Origin of the sequence: Candidatus Odyssella thessalonicensis L13 (genome assembly GCF_000190415.1) — a bacterium.
Classification (GTDB): Bacteria; Pseudomonadota; Alphaproteobacteria; order Paracaedibacterales; family Paracaedibacteraceae; genus Paracaedibacter; species Paracaedibacter thessalonicensis.
Map to the genome: position 1 here is coordinate 1 of NZ_AEWF01000009.1, position 17,533 is coordinate 17,533.

The 17,533-nt window shown below is 41.0% G+C and carries 13 protein-coding genes; all 13 read right to left on the reverse strand.

Annotated features, from left to right (window positions below):
- On the reverse strand, nt 1-283 hold a 283-nt coding region (locus HMO_RS14885), incomplete at its 3' end, for a hypothetical protein (protein WP_010303388.1).
- A gap of 85 nt (nt 284-368) precedes the next feature.
- Nucleotides 369-1,703: a hypothetical protein gene (locus HMO_RS14890; RefSeq protein WP_010303390.1), complete on the reverse strand. Its 1,335-nt coding sequence runs from the start codon at nt 1,701-1,703 to the stop codon at nt 369-371.
- A gap of 445 nt (nt 1,704-2,148) precedes the next feature.
- On the reverse strand, nt 2,149-2,757 hold the full coding sequence (locus HMO_RS0111600) for a hypothetical protein (RefSeq protein ID WP_010303392.1): 609 nt from the start codon (nt 2,755-2,757) through the stop codon (nt 2,149-2,151).
- Between the two features lie 208 nt (nt 2,758-2,965).
- Nucleotides 2,966-3,682 (reverse strand): hypothetical protein, encoded by a 717-nt coding sequence (locus tag HMO_RS0111605; RefSeq protein WP_010303395.1) that lies wholly within the window; start codon nt 3,680-3,682, stop codon nt 2,966-2,968.
- Between the two features lies 1 nt (nt 3,683).
- A complete protein-coding gene (locus tag HMO_RS0111610; RefSeq protein WP_010303397.1) occupies nt 3,684-4,664 on the reverse strand; it encodes a hypothetical protein in 981 nt (326 codons plus the stop codon).
- Nucleotides 4,661-5,023, reverse strand: a complete 363-nt coding sequence (locus tag HMO_RS14895) for a helix-turn-helix domain-containing protein (protein ID WP_010303403.1) — start codon at nt 5,021-5,023, stop codon at nt 4,661-4,663. Before HMO_RS14895 ends, HMO_RS0111610 begins: the two co-directional genes overlap by 4 nt.
- Nucleotides 5,024-5,120: 97 nt before the next feature.
- Nucleotides 5,121-5,801: a hypothetical protein gene (locus HMO_RS0111620; protein ID WP_010303408.1), complete on the reverse strand. Its 681-nt coding sequence runs from the start codon at nt 5,799-5,801 to the stop codon at nt 5,121-5,123.
- A gap of 492 nt (nt 5,802-6,293) precedes the next feature.
- Nucleotides 6,294-7,175 carry a LysR family transcriptional regulator gene (locus HMO_RS0111625; protein WP_010303411.1) on the reverse strand — a complete coding sequence of 294 codons (882 nt, stop codon included), beginning with the start codon at nt 7,173-7,175 and terminating at the stop codon, nt 6,294-6,296.
- Nucleotides 7,176-8,159: 984 nt separating this feature from the next.
- Nucleotides 8,160-9,044 (reverse strand): LysR family transcriptional regulator, encoded by an 885-nt coding sequence (locus tag HMO_RS0111635; protein ID WP_010303414.1) that lies wholly within the window; start codon nt 9,042-9,044, stop codon nt 8,160-8,162.
- Nucleotides 9,045-9,594: 550 nt separating this feature from the next.
- On the reverse strand, nt 9,595-9,792 hold the full coding sequence (locus HMO_RS0111640) for a hypothetical protein (RefSeq protein WP_010303417.1): 198 nt from the start codon (nt 9,790-9,792) through the stop codon (nt 9,595-9,597).
- A 116-nt stretch (nt 9,793-9,908) separates the two neighbouring features.
- Entirely contained in the window at nt 9,909-10,490 is a 582-nt protein-coding gene (locus tag HMO_RS0111645) for a mobile mystery protein B (protein WP_010303419.1), read from the reverse strand.
- Nucleotides 10,487-10,960 (reverse strand): mobile mystery protein A, encoded by a 474-nt coding sequence (locus HMO_RS0111650; RefSeq protein ID WP_010303423.1) that lies wholly within the window; start codon nt 10,958-10,960, stop codon nt 10,487-10,489. The genes HMO_RS0111645 and HMO_RS0111650 overlap by 4 nt, the downstream gene beginning before the upstream one ends.
- A gap of 123 nt (nt 10,961-11,083) precedes the next feature.
- Complete coding sequence (locus HMO_RS0111655) at nt 11,084-17,494, reverse strand: AAA family ATPase (RefSeq protein WP_033444768.1); 6,411 nt, start codon at nt 17,492-17,494, stop codon at nt 11,084-11,086.
- Nucleotides 17,495-17,533 lie beyond the last annotated feature (39 nt).

A 17,533-nucleotide genomic window follows, 5' to 3' on the forward strand; every position in this document is an offset into this window, starting at 1 on the left:
CCTTCTTTCCACCTAAATTATAATCCCCAAAAACTTCTAGTCCTAACATCATAGAATTTTGGAAAATATGGTCGTATCCAACGGATAAACCTAAGTTTGCTCGAACGAGGTGATTCCCTCCTTTTGAGTAGATGGCATCGCGTACTCCCTCATGTAAATTTAAATCAATATTTGAATAGCTAGAGCCTAAATCAGCCCCTACATAGAACCCTTGTAACCCTTTCGCGTTAGCTGATCCTAAGGCTAAACATAAAGTGAAAATTGATTTGTTAAGTTTATTCATAATAGTCCTCTTATAAGTTAGTTTTATTGTTTAGTTCTGGTTTTTCCTTATGATTTAACTTTCTTATTGGCTAGTCACCATATGGTTATTCCCTTCTGAGTGATAAAGATGATATGTAATCCCATCTGTCCTCATCGGTGGAGGTTGCCGTCAGCGTAATAGGAGGCTGTAAACCTGGAGCTTGAGCTTGGTGGAGACGTTCAGCTTCCTCCTGTCGTTGACGCTCGTCTTCCTCGGCAGCGCGTCGAGCATCTTCCTCTGCTTTGCGTTGGCGTTCCTGTGCCTCGGCAGCTTGCCGATCTTCCTCTGCTTTACGTAGACGTTCCTCTTCCTCAGCAGCCTGTCGATCTTCCTCTACTTTGCGTTGGCGTTCCTGTGCCACAGCAGCTTGCCGATCTTCCTCTGCTTTACGTAGACGTTCCTCTTCCTCAGCAGCCTGTCGATCTTCCTCTACTTTGCGTTGGCGTTCCTGTGTCTCCGCTGCCTGTCGATCTTCTTCTAGGTTGAATGCCCCTTCAACTTCTTCAGCAGTTCTCTGAGGTTCTTCTTGCGTCTGCATAACAGCATCTTCTTGGAAAAGAGGAGGCTCTAAAGTATTTTTTTCAGGAGAAGGGATGTGATCGGCTACCTCTTCTTCTGAGCTAGAGGTCGTTTCTACCTCTTGGGCCTCTTCTCCTAATAATTTTGGGGCTACAGCTCTAGGAACGCTTGTATGTCCCTTCTTCTTACGGCGCTTCTTATGCTTTTTAGGTGTTGTTGACACCGCCGGCACTGCTTGAAGCTTCTCTGGATGATTAATTCCTATCCACTCTTCGTCCTCTGATTTAGGAGTTAGGGTGAATACAAAATTTAATGCAGGAATTCCTTTTTCTAAAGCATTACGAGCATGGGAAGCTTTAGCGTCAGGATTCTCTTTTTCATTCATGAGGTTGTATTGTTTAAGATACTCTTCACCTGCTAACTCAGGTAAGGAATACTCCAATCGGAAGTGATTCGCTTGCCAGTTATGGTGAAGCGGCAAAGGATTCTCTTTATAAAATCCCTGCTCACGAATAGTGTTAACATATTCCCTTAGTGCAGGACTTAAGGATAAGACTTGAGAGAAGCTCAATTCTCTTAAATGATCAACGATATGGATAATATCCTGACCTTTATTCCTTCTCTCTTCTAATCCCTGAATAATATCATTAACGTTTGATCCTACTTCATCTAGTTTCCATTCCTCTCCATTATTGAATTTTTGGAAAACACCGAGGCCTTTCGGCTGTGGAACTTCACTTTTGCCAAATAGCGTCTGAAGTAATTGAGTCTCATTTTCGAGGGGGCATTTAGGCATTGGCTTTTCCATAGCCAGCCCCACAGTCGTTAAGGAGACACAAAGGAAGGCAATTTCCTTAAATCTATTTAATAATTTATTCATATACACTCCTCGTCGTTTTATGGAAAAGTATTCTTATAGTAATACTCTTCATCAGGGTTAATATTTCTAACGGAAGATAGATACTGCTTTTGAGAACCCTTAAATTGAAAGGATATACAAATTCTTTCTTCCTTTTAGAAGGTGTTATAAAGATCTCTATGTAGGTTGCTAATTTAATTGTTTTCTCTTTTTCCTCCTATGCTTTCTCGTTTTTTAAATGTCTGCTCTAATTATGTGAAATTGATGTTAGAGCAAGGCAATCTTAACGGAGTGATCCAACTTTTGCTTGTTGATACTCCTATTTAAGCTCGGGTTTAATAGATGCTTCAGCATGAACTAATAAAGTTCCTGGATTAGAGGGAGCTTCCATAACGCCCAATGAAACTCCAAAGCAACAAGTACCAAACAATAATGAAGTAAAGAATTTCCTCATCACATAAGGCCCTTAGTTATTTTTATCTGTTGAATGATCACAGATAATGGGCTCAGAGTTATGCCGTGTAATCATGAATTTCTTGGATTTTTGCAAAATCCATCCTAGAAGAGGCAAACTGATAAGGAGTTCAAAGCTAACACCTAGGAGCATGGTAACCCCATATCTCATCAGCCAAATTGTTGGTTCTCCTAGCTCATTCAGATCAAAGAGTCCTGTATAATAGTTGATAAGGATGGTAAGTATTGCAGGAATGTTAGTAATAACGAAATATAGGCTCCAGCTTAGTCTCTGCTTCTGCGAGTGAATGGAGAAGCATGGATAGGACTTAATTAAAGCTTGATAAAGATATCGTTTGTCAAAGATAAGAAATAGAATAATTCCGGCTAGATATACAAACGAATATATTATACTGAATAGAATTATACTTTTTGCTCTATTAGGATCGACAACTGCCTGTGCATTATTAGGATCTAATAAATGAAGATCTTTAAAATAGTCTTGCAGCAATAGCTCGCTAAGCCCAAAAATTATGAGTGAAATAATGGGAAGGTAGATTCTTTTGCGCCACCATTGAGCGTAGATTAACAAAAGATCTTTGTAGTTTAATTTGTTCTGCATAATTGGCTCACTTTTATCTGATAAGAGATCTCGACGTTCATTCGCTTAACTGCTTGGTTCAGAATTTCTCTGCATAAAAAGGTGCACCATGACCTACTTCTGGCACCCAAGGCTCTATTCATTAGTAAGTTGGTCATCGTAGAGGACTCTTTTAATAATAATTGTCTTCATTAGAGAAACTCTCTTACGAGAGTTTCTAAGAGGCCTGTTAGGCAGCCGCAGCTGCTTTATTTAAACGACTCTTAACAGCATCAAGATGACGATTACGCCTTATCTCCACAGGTTCATCCTGATGTACTTTCTTTGGAGAAGAATTACCCCAGAAATAGTTATAAGCAGTCTTGCTGAGAGACCATGAAGTAGTTGCAGCATATTTGCCTACTGACAAAGATAGTTCACCAGTTTTAAGGACGGCTTTAGCTCCGTATTCAGCAATACAGCCACCGGCTTCCATTAAAGTCTTTTGAGCGAGTGGAGATTCAGATACCATAATGCCAAACTTTGTGGCAGCAGCAATACCCGTTACTCCACTGATTCCTATCACATTAAGTGCATAGGAGGCACCGTAATAAGCTCCCCATAACAGAGCAGCTGGACCATACATATAGCTCACTGCCAAGCCAGCACCTAGCGCTCCTAACTTGATGGCTGATGAAATACTATTGGTAGTGGCGGAGGTCTCTTCCACTTGGTTGGCTGAATGCAGTTCTTGTATTGTCGCTGTTGTATTGTCCAACTTTGATAAGGCAGGAGTTTCATTGACAACAGTAAATCCCTGCACTTTGGCATCTTGGTATTTAGGATTCTCCTGCTCGAGCCTTTTTAGAGACCAAACGTTGGATCCTTTCCAAGCTGTATGAGTATCAAGGGCGTAGCCTTGACTGAGAGGTGAAGCTAGTAATAAGCTCAAGATGAGTTTCTTCATTTTACTTCCTTTCTGTTAAGTGAAGAACTCCCGAGTCTCTCAGATACGGCGGTCGAATTCCCATCTGAGAGACAAGGGCTAGGTTGTAATGCGGCTGTCTTGATGCATAAGGTGAGACAGGCACTACGAAAGGCTCTAAATTATGAAAAACTGGATGATATAGAGACGGAATGCAGAATAGGGAAGGCAGATTATCTACATTTATCTTTTTTCTTAGAGAAGGCTCTAATTGTAATGTTTCTTCTATATCTTGCATATGGCGTGCAAGAATCTCATCTGTAAAAGCTAAGATAGCATTAATTTTGCCTTCCCCATCTATGGACAGGAAACTGCCAATAATATCAAGAAGGTAGTATTCTTGTGTGCATTGCTTCTCAAGAATTGATTCAATGTGCTCAATAAATAGCGGATTCGTCAATATTGAACCCTCATCACTAAGAGAGTGCCATTGCTTTAATAGAAATTGGCTAGAGTTTTGAGTTAGCTCTCTAAAATAATTGAGCTGGGCTTCTTTCAAATAGGTGCTAAGAATCTCTTTCGCTTTAGGATCCTTTTTATACAAATAAAAGTTGATAAGCCCTTCATTAAAAGCATTTACTGCTGCCTTATGATCTAGATCTGTAGTCAGGTAAATCTTCTGGATGTCTGGATCAGTTATTTTACGGCAAACTTCTAAACCACTGCTCTTTGCTATTTGATCACTAATTATGACACAGGAAACGGCTTCAAATCGTTGGGGATTATAGATCTCCTCATGAAGATAAATTATATTATTGCAATCTAATCCCTCTTCATAACTGCTTAAAATTCTCTCGAAGAGCATTTCAGATTTCTCACTCTTATTTAAATAGTTAAGAGCTGATTCTATACTAGTGAAGTATGAAATCTGAGAGTGATCATTAAGCAGACTTGTAACTGACGCTGGATCCTCAACGATACAAACAGTTTTAGTGGGGAAGAAGCACAGAGGAAAGTATGTCATTTGTTTTCCTTAAGAAGCTTAATCTCTTCAATCTTTCCATATAGATCACTAACCTTTATTTGAATTTTCTCCCCCAGAAGGGGATCGAAGGACACCCATAACGAATCATGCTCAATATGAAGAGAGGTTTCTTCGAAGCCTTGATAAAAGTAATTGGGTGTCACAGAGAGAGTCTTGCATATCTGATATAATCGGCTAACAGAAATACCCTCAGCTTTACGCTCATATTTAGAAATTTGTTGAGGCGAAATGCCTAGCCTTCTTGCTAGATAAGTTTGTTTCATTTTGAGCGCTTTACGCCTCTCTTTGAGTCGTTTAGCTATATAGGTTTCTATAGTAATTAATTTATTGACCATCATTTATGTAGTGCCTGCATTAACTGTAAGGTGAAAAAATCTTTCCAAATGAAATTTAGCCTCTCAATAGATTGCTCGTATTTCCTTTTAGATGCGAACCTTAGAAATTGAAAACTTTTGGAAAATAAACGACGTTCTCCTTCTTGGAAGGAATAAAAGTTTCTTTCTGAAGTGTTTTAGGGTTCCTTGCAAGGGAAACAGTAAAACGGTTAGGATTTTGCAAGTAAATTCTGAGTAAATTAGAAGATTTTTGTTCTGCCCAAAGGACCTGCCAAAGCTTAATTTTCATATCATTTATATAATTGAATAGAATTTCAGAGTATGGCTCCCAGGTGGGTAAGATTAACGTCTGACGTTTTCCATCAACGGTCATGCAATAGGATGTTGTACTAAATATGTCGCTCAACGTTGAGAAATGCTTAGCTTCGTCTTCTGAAAGTCTGAAGCAGACATCGTTCTTATTTAGCTGCTGAGCACAGAAGATTATGACTGTTAAACTTTGAAGCATTAATTCAATTAAGGCAGCATCAAAGAGAGGTTGGCAAGTGTCCTCCAATTCTGGAGATTCTTCAACATTAAATGAACTAATAATTAAAGAACCAATAGAATCATGAAGTTTTATTGTAATGCGATAGTCAGTCTGATTCTGATGAAGAATGATTTGAGGACCTAATGGAGAAGCTGAGCATGTAATCTTATAAGAAAAGATTAAATTATTCTGCTTCCATTTAGCTACCAAGCTTTTTAAAGCCTCTACCATATTGAGTCTATTCAAAAACATTATGTCTACCTTATGAATAAGTTATGCCTGAAAGCTTTGATAATTAAGATTTCATACTTTTCCAAATGGTATTTATACTTATTCATTATGAAATTTTTTCATACTATAGTCCTAAAAACATAGGAAATAAGCCTTTCTAATAAATTTTCTCTGAAGAATAGTAAAATTCTAGCCAAAAATAACTTAGTATAAAACGCCATGGAATATTTTTTATTGTAATATTTATTATGTAATACTATTTTTTTATTATAATTTTATATAAATTCTAACTATAAAGTGAAATAAATCAATACATTCTCCTTCCTTATTTAAAGATATCTATTGACTTTAGGAAGCAGAAAAAGGTAAGAACTTATTCGTATAATTATAGAGGTTGATAATCAACCTACAGTTTAAAAAATAAGGAGAATAATTGTGAAAAAAGTCAATCTAGAGAATACTCAAACTATACCTCATCTGTGTATTACAATAGCGAAATAAATTCATCCCAGACTATTTAGATTTCTTTAAAAGATATCTATATAATAAGTTAATCTTTTTAGAATTTTGTCTATGCTTTAAGAACGTAAAGTATAAAGGTATTACTTCTCCTTTTAGCTGGGGTAATACCTCTACAAGTTCGGAATCAGTTATAATTGGATAATCGGGTAATTCAACAATTCCATATCCTTTAAGAGCAGCATTAAACATTCCTTGTAAAGAATTTATAACGAAGTATGATTCCCTTGGAATTTCAGATCTATTTCCTACATTCAAGACCCAATTTGTACTTCCATATGGACTATAGTAGTTGTCTTTAAACGTGATTAGTTTATGCCTATCCAAGTCTTCTGGGTTCTCTGGTACACCATTTTTTTTTAAGTAAGAATGGCTTGCAAATAATTTTATGCGTGCATCTAGAAGTGGCATTTGCATTAAGTGAGGCTGATGAGGAATATAAGTACATATAGCTACATCTGTTTCATTAATATTAATGTTCTCATTTGTGGTGTAAATTCTAGGCTTTATTCCAGGGTATTTACTTAGAAACTCATCAAGATTAGGTGTAAGCCATTCAGAACCTACAAATGGAGTCGTAATAATTTTAATCTCACCTTCTACTTCATCTTCTTTTTCATAAAATATTCTCCCAAAACTATTTGCCTGTTGTAACATTTTCTCAGCGAAAGCATATAGTCTTTCTCCTTGGGGGGTCATCCGCACGCCGCTGGGTACACGTTTAAAGAGCTCTGTGTCCATTTGTTCTTCTAAAGCAGTAATTGCTTTACTTAAAGCGGATTGAGATAAATTAAGATTGTTAGCAGCGCGCGTTATATTACCCTCGCGCCCTACTTCGTATATCAAAATTAATTTTCCTAAGGGTATACTTTTCATGAATGAACCCCATACCGCTGCAATAAGTTATAGTAATTATAAGAAAGATTATTTAAAGCCAAGTTAAATATAATCACATTGCATATTGTGCTTGGGCTTTATCGCTAAGAAACAGAGAATAAAATATTTTTAAGGGATACTAACCATCTTTGAGCCAATACTATTTAGGAATTCAAAGAATTAAAGATAAGCTCAAATCATAACTTTCTATTCTTAATAGTTATCCGATTGCCCCATATCTTCTATCGGTTCTAATAATCATAGGGAACAAGCTGCTTAAGAATTCTTCATGGTGAGTCGAGGCACACATTTTTATAGAACCTTGAATGCATTAAACTAGAAAAGCTCGTCTTAACTTTAAAATGAGGGGCGGAAGAATTATATTGGTATGATTTATTAGCCCTATCTTTGTTGAAGGTAACAAATACGCTTAATTTAGGAAGCCATAATTAAAAAATTTCATAATATCTCCATGACAGTTTAAAAGTTATTAGTGAGCACGTTATTTGTAGAAAGTTGACATTCAGTAGAAAAATTTATATTTAGATATCGTGAAATTAATAAACCTTAAAAAATTAAGTTTTAGGAGAACAAAATTATAATGAATAAAAAGGAGACACATTATGAATGGTACTAATTTAGAGAATTTGGATGCTTTGCCTGCTGTTATAGAAGCTATAATTAAAAATAGGGATCTTTTAGATTAATAATGTGCCTATTAAAAAGGTATTTGAAAAAGATGTGAGAAAAAAATTACTAAATTAATCCCCTCTTACGCCATATTTAAAAGATAAATATTGACTTTAAAAAGGGTACAAAGTATGAACTTACGTGTATAGTTATCACAGTTGATATTCAACCTACAGTTTAAAAAATAAGGAGAACAATTATGAATAAGGTTAAGCTTGAAAATCACCATGCAATTCCAACACTATGTATGGTTATAATACCTAAATAAGCGTTATACTTCCGCAGCTAGTAATATTATTTCTCTTTTTTTCTTAAATACTCATATAGTGACTGTATTTTCTTTGATGTTGCTCGTGACTGCGGATATGTATAGTATATTTTTATTTCAGGACCTATAAGCTTAGGTAGAACTTCTACTAAACCTAACTTTTTTACAATTGAATAATCAGGAAACTCAATAATACCATATCCTTGTAGAGCGCAATTTAATAGTCCATGTAATGATTCTATTTCAAAAAATGATTCGCGTGGCGAGGTTCCAGGTTTATTCCCAACGTTAAGTAGCCAATTAGTACTACCATAAACGGTGTAATGGTTTCCCTTATAAGTGATAAGCCTATGCGCATTAAGATCCTCACTTGTCTCAGGAGTTCCGTGTTTTTCTAGATATCTCGGACTTGCATATAGGCGTGTATAAGCTGTGAATAGAGGCTTCTGAATAAGATGAGGCTGATGAGGTATAAAGGTGCATATGGCCACATCTGCTTCAGAAGGATGAATATCTTCTGACTTTATTAAGATTTTTATATGCACTTGTGGATTTTTCAGAATATAGCCCTCTAAGCAAGAGGTTAACCATTGTGAACCAAGGTACGAGGTCGTAACAATTTTTAGGTCACCCAGTAATTCGTCCTCTCTATCAAAGAATCTTCTCTCATATGCGCTATGCTCTTCAATCACTTTTCGGGCATAAATAAATAATCTTTCTCCATCAGGGGTGAGACGCATTCCACCAGGGATTCTATCAAAAATTTTAGTTTGCATCTGCTCTTCTAATGCAGAAATTGCTTTACTTAGGGCTGATTGTGATAAGTTAAGCTTATTTGCAGCTCGGGTTATACTTTTTTCGCGTCCAAGCTCATATATAAGTTTTAATTTTCCTAAAGGTATACGTTCCATAAATTAGCTCCATAGTGCTGCAATAAGTTATAATTATTATAAAAAAGATCACTGAAAGTCCAGTTAAGTATAATTATACTGCCTATTGTGCTTTGAATTTATTCCTAAAAAGTGGAGAATAAAAGGTTCTCAAAAGATAGAAATTCTCTTTGTGCCAATATTATTTAAGATTTTAAAAAATTAAGGATAGCTCAATTCATACGATTCTACTCTTTATAGTTATCTTATTGTCCGATAACTTCATTCGATAACAGCGAAGATTAAGTCAAGATCTCTACCTTACTTATATGATGAACAATTCTTTTATACTCTTAGAAAGCGCAAGCGCTTTGTAGGAATCCTTACTAGTATTGATAGATAGAAACTCTGACCTGTACTGCAAACAAGAGAATAAGATACTCTAACCGAAATTATTGTTTGCTTTTTGAAAATGTAAGATAAAAGATCTTTAAAAGATAAAATGAGCGCTTCTTAAAATAAAGCTTCACAGTTAATAATAAATGGTTTTTTCCCTGCTTATCACAGGGAAGAATTTTCTGAGCAATTTACTTTAAGATTTAGAGCACATATTCTTATAAGCCTCTGAGTACTTTAACTCTGGAAGGTATGAGTCAATTAGAAGACGTAAAGCGAAAAAGTTGTTTTGACGACAATCAACGGCTTCTACTTTTTTGGCGTCTGAAGAAAGCACTGGAATGAGAACCACTAATCCAAATAAAAACAAGGTGGCCCAATTAAACTTCGTCATAATCTCTCCTCTACTATTGTGATAATATAGTTATAACTTTAAACTCATCGCCCAGAAAGAAAAAATTTGATAAGAATTGATTCATTTATCTATGCCTATGAGGAAGGGGCTATCCCTTAGCTTACTGCAAATCTTAGAAGATCTGCATAATTACCCTGATCAGCTTCTCTAAGGCAGCGAATATATTCCTGGCGTGTTTCAGAGGCTTGTACGAGGCTGATTCTTCCCCAAGACAATCTTTTATTTTTAAGACTGTATAAGATAGTATCGCCCATCAGCCGAGATAGCCTGCCATTGCCGTTAGGATACGGATGGATGGCGACAAGGCGATGATGAAAACGGACAGCAATTTCTTCAGCTTCATATGTTTGGTTGTCTACCCAAAATTGTGCATCATCGCATAACATCTTAAGACAGGAAGTAATCTCATAAGGTTTTACGCCGATATTTGTTTGATGTTTACGAAAGCTCCCCGCCCACTTCCATGTTTGGTCAAACATTTTCTTATGGATTCTATTAATGAACTCAATGGTTAAAATGTTCCTTCTTTTACGTGAAAATAAGTATCTTTCAGCAACAAGAATATTGGCTTGCTCCCATTCATTTAGTTGGTGCTGGGTTCTTATATGGTTTGGGATGAGCTTGTCAGCATCATCTTCATTAAAAGGGGTAGCCCCTTCCTCGTAGGTAAAGATCATTCATCAGTTTCCCAAAGATAGGAAATATTCTTCCTCGTCTTAATTTCATAGCGGAGTTGATTAACTAGCTCTTCCAGTTGATCGAGAAGAGCCTCAGTTGTAGGTTTCTGGTTTTCTAATCCCATTGTATGACTAGTTTTGTCTAGCATAGCTTGGGCTTTAATTCTGATCTGTTTCTCAATTTTTTCTTCCAGCGGTTGATTCGGAATAATAAAATAGACGACTTGGCAATCCAGGACCGCCGCTATGTTCTCAAGATTTTTTAAGGTTATCGTTCCCTTAGCTTCTGATTTTTCTAGCTTGCTTATTGATTGAGGAGTAAGGCCCGCTCTAGAGGCAAGCTGCTTTGCAGATACTCCTAATGCTTCACGGATAGCTTTAAGCCACCCCCCACGTGGGACTTTTATTGAAATCAGATTTCTTACTATCCCCAAGTCTTTATCCAGGTGTTTTCTATTCAAGCCATGCATATCAGTTTTCCTCTAAACAGCCTCAAAACACAACTCATGAGTTGATCAAGCTTTGAGTTATATCAACTTATAAGTTAACATATGTTTCAAAAAAATCAACTTATAAGTTGATATATTTCTAGATCAGATGGAGATCTGATTTTGGCGTAGAGCTTGTTGAGATAGAAGGAGACTATGGTGAGCCCTTCTTTCTTGAGTGTCTAAATCTTGCGTTTTCTGGATATGCTGCACGGTCTGTTGAGCAGTATCGAACTGCGTCAACCCTTGAGTAATTAGCTTCGACGTCACCTCGACTGAAGCTTCAGGAGAAGATTTGCCTAACTTCTCGGCGGCCTTCTCTATTTCTTTAAGTTGAGGTTCTACTTGATCAACTTTGGTAGCAATCACTTGGTCCAGTTTTGTCTTAAGCTCCGGGCAAAGATTAGCGAAGATTGTTATGTCTTGGGCTAGCCCTTGCCGCACCCCTTCGGGGAGGAGGGGATAGCTCGCTTTAAGATCAGCACTTGTGGCTTCGACGACCGACCTAAAAGCGGCTTTAAACTCTTGCATTTGAGGGGGTGAATAAGGCGTCTCCATCGCTAAAGAGTCACTCTTTTTCAAAGCCAAAGCTTCTATGGCAGCGGTGGTCGATGTCTGATCGAATGACCTTAAGTCAGTGCTAGCAGCGGCGATCCGAAGCTCATGACTGCGGGTCTCTTGATAGACGAGCTGCTTTAAGAGATGAGCTTGGGACTCTTCTTTGATAGGGAGCCCAACCTGCTGGCATAAACGGTCAATGGCTAGATAAGTTCTTAAGCTCTCCTCTTTAATACGCTGAGACGATAGCGGCTGAGCCGGCGGGTTGGCCTGAATTAAGGCGTCGATCTTAGGTGCAAGGGCTTGCTTCACCTGTTGTTTTGCCTGCGAGGCAATTAGGGTCTCGGTCACGAGCTTTTGCGCTGTTTCTGGAGTCAAGCTCTCCGGATACCTGTCCGCGAGATCCCATTTTTGAGGCAGCGTCTTTGGAAGTCGGACAATGGCAATACTGTTAGCCCCTCTCTCTTGACACAGCTTCTCAACTTTATGAGCAGCGGTAAAGCCCGCTTGATCATTGTCCGGCCAAACGACGACATCTCGCCCTTGGATCGGACTCCAATCGGCGCGAGAGACGGCTTGCGACCCTCCGAGCCACGTAATTACAGCATAGTGCGGAAATTGCTTTTTAGCGGCTTCCGCAGTTTTTTCCCCTTCGACAATTAACACAGGAGCGGTCGGCTTTTGTGCTAATTGATCGAGGCCATAGAGCGGTGACTCTTTGCCAAAGCCTTGCCATTTCCAATAACATTGATCGGTTTTGAGATCTTTGACATATACCAATGGTGGGGTTTTCTTGTCCCCTGTTTTCAGATTCTCAATACGCACCACATACCCTAAGAGATGACCGTCCGCATCTCTATAAGCATAGCGCCCGGTTTCTTGGCTATCTCTCAATTGATAATTGAGGAACTTATTGTTGGCAATATCTACGGCTTCTTGAGGGGCCGGGAAGATCGGAATATAACGCTTGTCTTCCACCGCTTTTTCGGCCGTGGCTTTATAAGCTTGATAGTCGCTCCAAACCCTTTCTCGGCTGGTCCCTCCTACCCAGTCTTGCGCCCAATTGACCGCCTCTTTATAAGTTCCCCCGAGACGGTCCTGGATTAATTTAAGCGGTCCGCCAAAACTCCCCTGTTCAAAGTCGGCATAAAGGCCCTGCTTCGATCCAGCAATGTGAACTGATTTTGAGCCCTTGCGGCCAAAGCGAATTTGAGTGGCCGTCTTGCTATGAATGGCTTCACCCGCAAACAATTCTTGTGCCAGAGCGCCGATGTCATGTTTAAGCAGCCCTTCTAATTCAGAGACCGAATAACTCCGATTGCCCCGAGAAAACTCTTTAAAAGAAAGAGGGGCTTGCGCAGCGGCTTGTTCATAGTCTACGCGCGCTTGAGTCAACGTTTGGACTTGGTGGTCCAATGGAGGCTTAGAGGCTGCGTCACAGCGCTGCTGTGCTGCTTTTAAAATGGAGTGATTATGGGCTTCCTGTTGCCCCCGGATCCTCTCCTCTTGCGCCGTGATTTTCTGGTAAGCCTCAAAGTTGGTGGTGGCCAAATTCTGAACAACTTCATGCCCTAACGCTCTAAACTCTTTTGGTTGAATTTTGCTTTGATGCAGGAGTCCGTAAAGCGGCTTGGAGCTCTTCTTATAGAGATCCGATAAGTCGGTTTGGTGCTGCTTCTCCAGCCCTCTCAAGGCTCTGTCCAGCGTATCCTTTTCACAGCGATCAATAAACAGATAGCTCCTTGCCCGGTCTTCTAAAGAAAGATCTTTATTGAGGACTGTCTGGACAGCTATTCTCAGCTCATGACGATGTGCTTGGGTGTGCAGCTGTTCCTCTTTTAAACGGAAAGGCTTTGTAAACACCGAGAGATCGTCTTTATCAGCTATTACTAACCGGTAAGCTAAGGCATCCAATTTATCTCGCTCTTGAGCATATGTTGACCAACTCGGCTGATTGTAAAGGCTTACCTGTTTATAGGGAGTTTCTCCTCGCTCTTGCGAAATCTCCGCAAAAGCTTGGCCACAGACTCGACGCTGCGTCGTATAGGCCACGACCGTGTCCCCTAAAGCGACTTGAGACTCTGTCAGCTGCTGACCCTTAAAATCGATTTGATGGAGGGTCGCCGCCTGATACAGCTCTTTATGATTAATCTGATGGGTTTGAAGCATCCGATACGTGGGAGAGCCGGCGCCACTCAGGACCTTTACCTCTTCTTTTAATTCATGATCCAGAGCCAACCAATCGACCAGCTGAGAAGCCGGATGCGCTTTTTCAAGCAGGGTAGAGGCATTTTTAAATTGATGACAGAGATGCTGAAGCTCACCTAAATGCTGATGCCCTTTCAGCTTGTGCGGATCAATCTGAAACAGCGTACACAGCGACTGGGTTGTCTCAGCGTCATAAGGGGTGAGTTGATGGGCCAAAGAATAAACCACCTGGGTGGTCTGTTGCCACTTTTCGTAAGCTGGCGCCTGAGAGAAGACAGCAGAGGGGGCCTGAGGGGGTTCCTGTCCTTTGACCCAGCTATGACAAGCCGTTGCCAACTTCCCGGCCTCTCGGCAAGCGATCTTATAAGCCGCCAACAGCTGAGCTTGCTGCCGTTCTTCTGGATGGGTTAAAGTCCTTGCTAATTGGAAGCGGTTATAATCTTGAGCGGCCTGAGAAAGCTCTCCCAGGTCCATGCCTTGATCCCTTAAATAGCTATGAGTCAGTTTCGGTAAGCTTTGCTGTTTCTCATTAAGATGGCTGTCAACCAGCACTATAGCAGCGTGGCCTTTTTGATCGAACTCGGTTGTGGTCCAGAATTGCGGTTGCGTGATCTCAAAGGAAGCCCTTTGATAAGTCCTTAAGGCCACGTCGAGTTCGATCTTCGCTTGCTCAAACTCTTGCCGGTATAAGGCGTGGATAGCTTGCTTTTCAATGACACCAAAGCCATATCCTAAGGCTGATCCCAGTTCCCGCATAAACGGCTTATGGATCGCTTTCCTCAAATGAATCTCTAAGGCCAAAGCATCGCGCTGCTCCTTTAAGGCTTCATAAGCTTGATAGTGGGGATGGGCTTGCGCTAAAGCGCCAACGCCGGCTGTCTTAATCTCTTCCCATAAGCTGCGGCCTTCTTGAGCGAGGCTTACATAAGCTGTTAACCGCTCTTTGGCCAGCTTTTCTTCCTGGCTTAGCGGCCGTTCTTTCAAGCCACAGGTGATTTCAATTTGTTGACGTGTCAGTTTGGCTTGAGCGGCATACAAGGCATGCTGATCAAAGTTAGCTAGAATGGCTTGCCCAAAAGTAGCTCGCTCGGACGCTAAGATGTTGAGACGCTCTTTGACTTCGGCATTGCCGTAAATATCTTCATGCGCTATGAGCTCTGCCATTTCTAGGGTAATGAGGCGGTAAGATTCGACATTGGCAAAATAGCCGCGATTGGCATCTTTAATGGTATAATCTAACGCCATATCTTTATAAGAAGCTCGTCCCAAGACTTGCTGCAACTTGGCAAAGGAGTCAAAGTCACTTTGGGAATAATATAGCCGGGTGTCATAGCGGTGACGCGTTAAGGCCACATAAACAGCGGATGAATCCATATAAGGGGAGGCTAAGACCAACGTCCAATCTACGGTTTGCCCTTGCGACTTATGGGTCGTTACCGCATAGCCATGCGCTACACTCCCCGGCTTGAGGCAAGCGGAGTCTATCTGAGCGATCAGCGTGTCTGAGAGCTTAACTGTCAACCGGTGGTAAGAAGTGGGGCCTTCCTCCCCCTCTTTATTGAGTTTCTCGATCGCTTGAACGGTGCCGCGGCTGCCATTGCGAATAAAGTGATCGGAGGTTACGTCAACGGGCTTGCCGCCTGAGGTATCCCAAAAGGTGACGCCGTCATTGGTGCGATGATTCTTGAGAAAGACCACCCGATCCCCGAGTGCCAAGGACAGGCCCAAAACGTGCTCCTCTTGGGTAGGCAACAGTCCGACAGACTTGAGGTTTTGACGAATAGCTCGATTTAAGCCTGCACAACTTTCATTACTGTAGGCCAACACTAAACCATTGTGGGAAGAGGTCTGCAGGCGCTGCACATAGTCTTGGGCCATTTGACCATAAACCGCTTGATGACTGGCCTCTTTCGTGGCGGCTTGAGCTACCGCAGTTAAATGGCCCGCATTTTCATACAAGGCTAAGCCTTGATGAATATTCTGATTGGAGAACTCTAAGGCGGCTTCCTTCATGAGAGGCAGCTTTTGGCGATTGATCTCCTTTAATTCAAATCGCGCTTCTGGTTTAATATGGTCTTCCATATAACGGTGAATATCGCCGGCTTCAATGGCGCTAAATTGACGGCCATCACCGACAATGACCAACTTGGCCCCTTTAGCCGCCACCCGCTCAAGGATTTTCTGCCAGTCGCGCGTCCCAATCATACTGGCTTCATCCACAATGAAGACAGATTTAGAAGTCAGATCATACTTCGACTCAAAGTAGAGCGTCTTCTGCGCCTTGTCGCGGTCTTCAGCGGTCCAAGCTTGGCGTTGTTCCCCTTTGGCTGACAGAACACTGTGAGCGTAATCCAGCTTTTCCCAACGATTGAGATAAAACCGCACGGTTTCAGCAAAACAACCCGTATCATCGCCCAGATTCTTGGCCGCCGCGGCGGATAGCGCGGACCCTACCACGCTATAGCCATGCTTTTCATAAAGAGTTTTAAGAACGCGCATCGAGGTGGTTTTTCCTGCTCCAGCCCGGCCCACCAAAACACTGACCTGATCCGGACGGCATATACCATAGATGGCGGCTTCTTGTTCGGCATTAAGCCGCGCTTCTGGATTCTGCGACTCTTTTCGCAGCTGGACATTCACCCGTTCAATTTCTTTAGCAATCTTTTTCGCAGAGATGTCTTTACCCCAGCTGTTGTCTTTGAGCTTCTCAAAGGTCTCAACCGCTTGCGATTCGATGGAGTGATAGTCTTGTGAGGTAAAGCGGACTTCGGTGGAGACATCTTCGCCCAATAGGACGAGCTGATCTTTCAGAGCATGAAAAACAGTACTCACCGCTTGCTCATTGCCGGGAAAAAAGTCCTCTATCTTTTTGAGCAATTGCGGCATGGTAAAGGTCGCATGGGTCTTGGTCATATAATCAAAAATAATTGAAGGATTAGCCAGAATCCGTTCCTGGTTTTCTTCACGGATCCGGTGATTTTCTTGACTTAAAAAAGACAATTCCCCTTGGTGCATCAAGCGCTGGGCATACCATCCTTCATGCACCGTTGGCAGCAAATCAATCCCAAGATCCATATAACTGGACGCCGTAACACGCTGCTCATAACCATGTCGTTCAAGATGCTGGTTCGTTAAGTCGGCCCATAAATGGCGATGATTTTTAAGCCCCGCTCTCGTACACAAGTCTCGATTTTTGGTCTTCGAGATTTCTCCGTTTTCATCCAAAGTGCGATGCGAGACCATGATATGCGCATGAGGATTCCCTTCTTCATCATGCAGGCCATAGGTCACATAATGCCCGTTGCTAACAAAGGCACGATAGACAAATTGTTTAACAAGCTCTTGGCTTTGGTCGAGCGTCAATTCCCGCGGCAAGGCCGCAATAATATTCATGGAAATGCGAGCACTATTTTTATGATTTTCGAGCGCTTTAGCATTTTTAAAATAGCTCTCTGCCCAGGCATCTTCGAAAGCTTCTAACGCATTCCATCCTTCTAAAGTTTTAAAGGCAGCGGGTGCATTTTTCGGAGCTGACACGCCCCACGAATGAATAGCTTCCTGATCGCGTCGATAAAATACTGTCTCTTGATTGCGGGCATCAAGAAGCCTCTCCCCGGTAATATAAGCAGCCGATTGAACCGTACTGCGACCGGTCGAGCGAGAGACGTGCGACACTCGAAAATGCATGATAGCCATAACACTTATTGTAACGCTGTAGGCTTGCTTGCACAAGGGTGCGTAAGTGCGCACTCCAATTTTCTTGTCGTGACATCGGATTTAATGCCTAAT

What these genes read in the sequence shown, in the direction of transcription:
- HMO_RS14890 (WP_010303390.1), bottom strand. Translation starts at nt 1,703, where the DNA reads ATGAATAAATTATTAAATAGATTTAAGGAAATTGCCTTCCTTTGTGTC.
- HMO_RS0111600 (WP_010303392.1), bottom strand. Translation starts at nt 2,757, where the DNA reads ATGCAGAACAAATTAAACTACAAAGATCTTTTGTTAATCTACGCTCAA.
- HMO_RS0111605 (WP_010303395.1), bottom strand. Translation starts at nt 3,682, where the DNA reads ATGAAGAAACTCATCTTGAGCTTATTACTAGCTTCACCTCTCAGTCAA.
- HMO_RS0111610 (WP_010303397.1), bottom strand. Translation starts at nt 4,664, where the DNA reads ATGACATACTTTCCTCTGTGCTTCTTCCCCACTAAAACTGTTTGTATC.
- HMO_RS14895 (WP_010303403.1), bottom strand. Translation starts at nt 5,023, where the DNA reads ATGATGGTCAATAAATTAATTACTATAGAAACCTATATAGCTAAACGA.
- HMO_RS0111620 (WP_010303408.1), bottom strand. Translation starts at nt 5,801, where the DNA reads ATGTTTTTGAATAGACTCAATATGGTAGAGGCTTTAAAAAGCTTGGTA.
- HMO_RS0111625 (WP_010303411.1), bottom strand. Translation starts at nt 7,175, where the DNA reads ATGAAAAGTATACCCTTAGGAAAATTAATTTTGATATACGAAGTAGGG.
- HMO_RS0111635 (WP_010303414.1), bottom strand. Translation starts at nt 9,044, where the DNA reads ATGGAACGTATACCTTTAGGAAAATTAAAACTTATATATGAGCTTGGA.
- HMO_RS0111640 (WP_010303417.1), bottom strand. Translation starts at nt 9,792, where the DNA reads ATGACGAAGTTTAATTGGGCCACCTTGTTTTTATTTGGATTAGTGGTT.
- HMO_RS0111645 (WP_010303419.1), bottom strand. Translation starts at nt 10,490, where the DNA reads ATGATCTTTACCTACGAGGAAGGGGCTACCCCTTTTAATGAAGATGAT.
- HMO_RS0111650 (WP_010303423.1), bottom strand. Translation starts at nt 10,960, where the DNA reads ATGCATGGCTTGAATAGAAAACACCTGGATAAAGACTTGGGGATAGTA.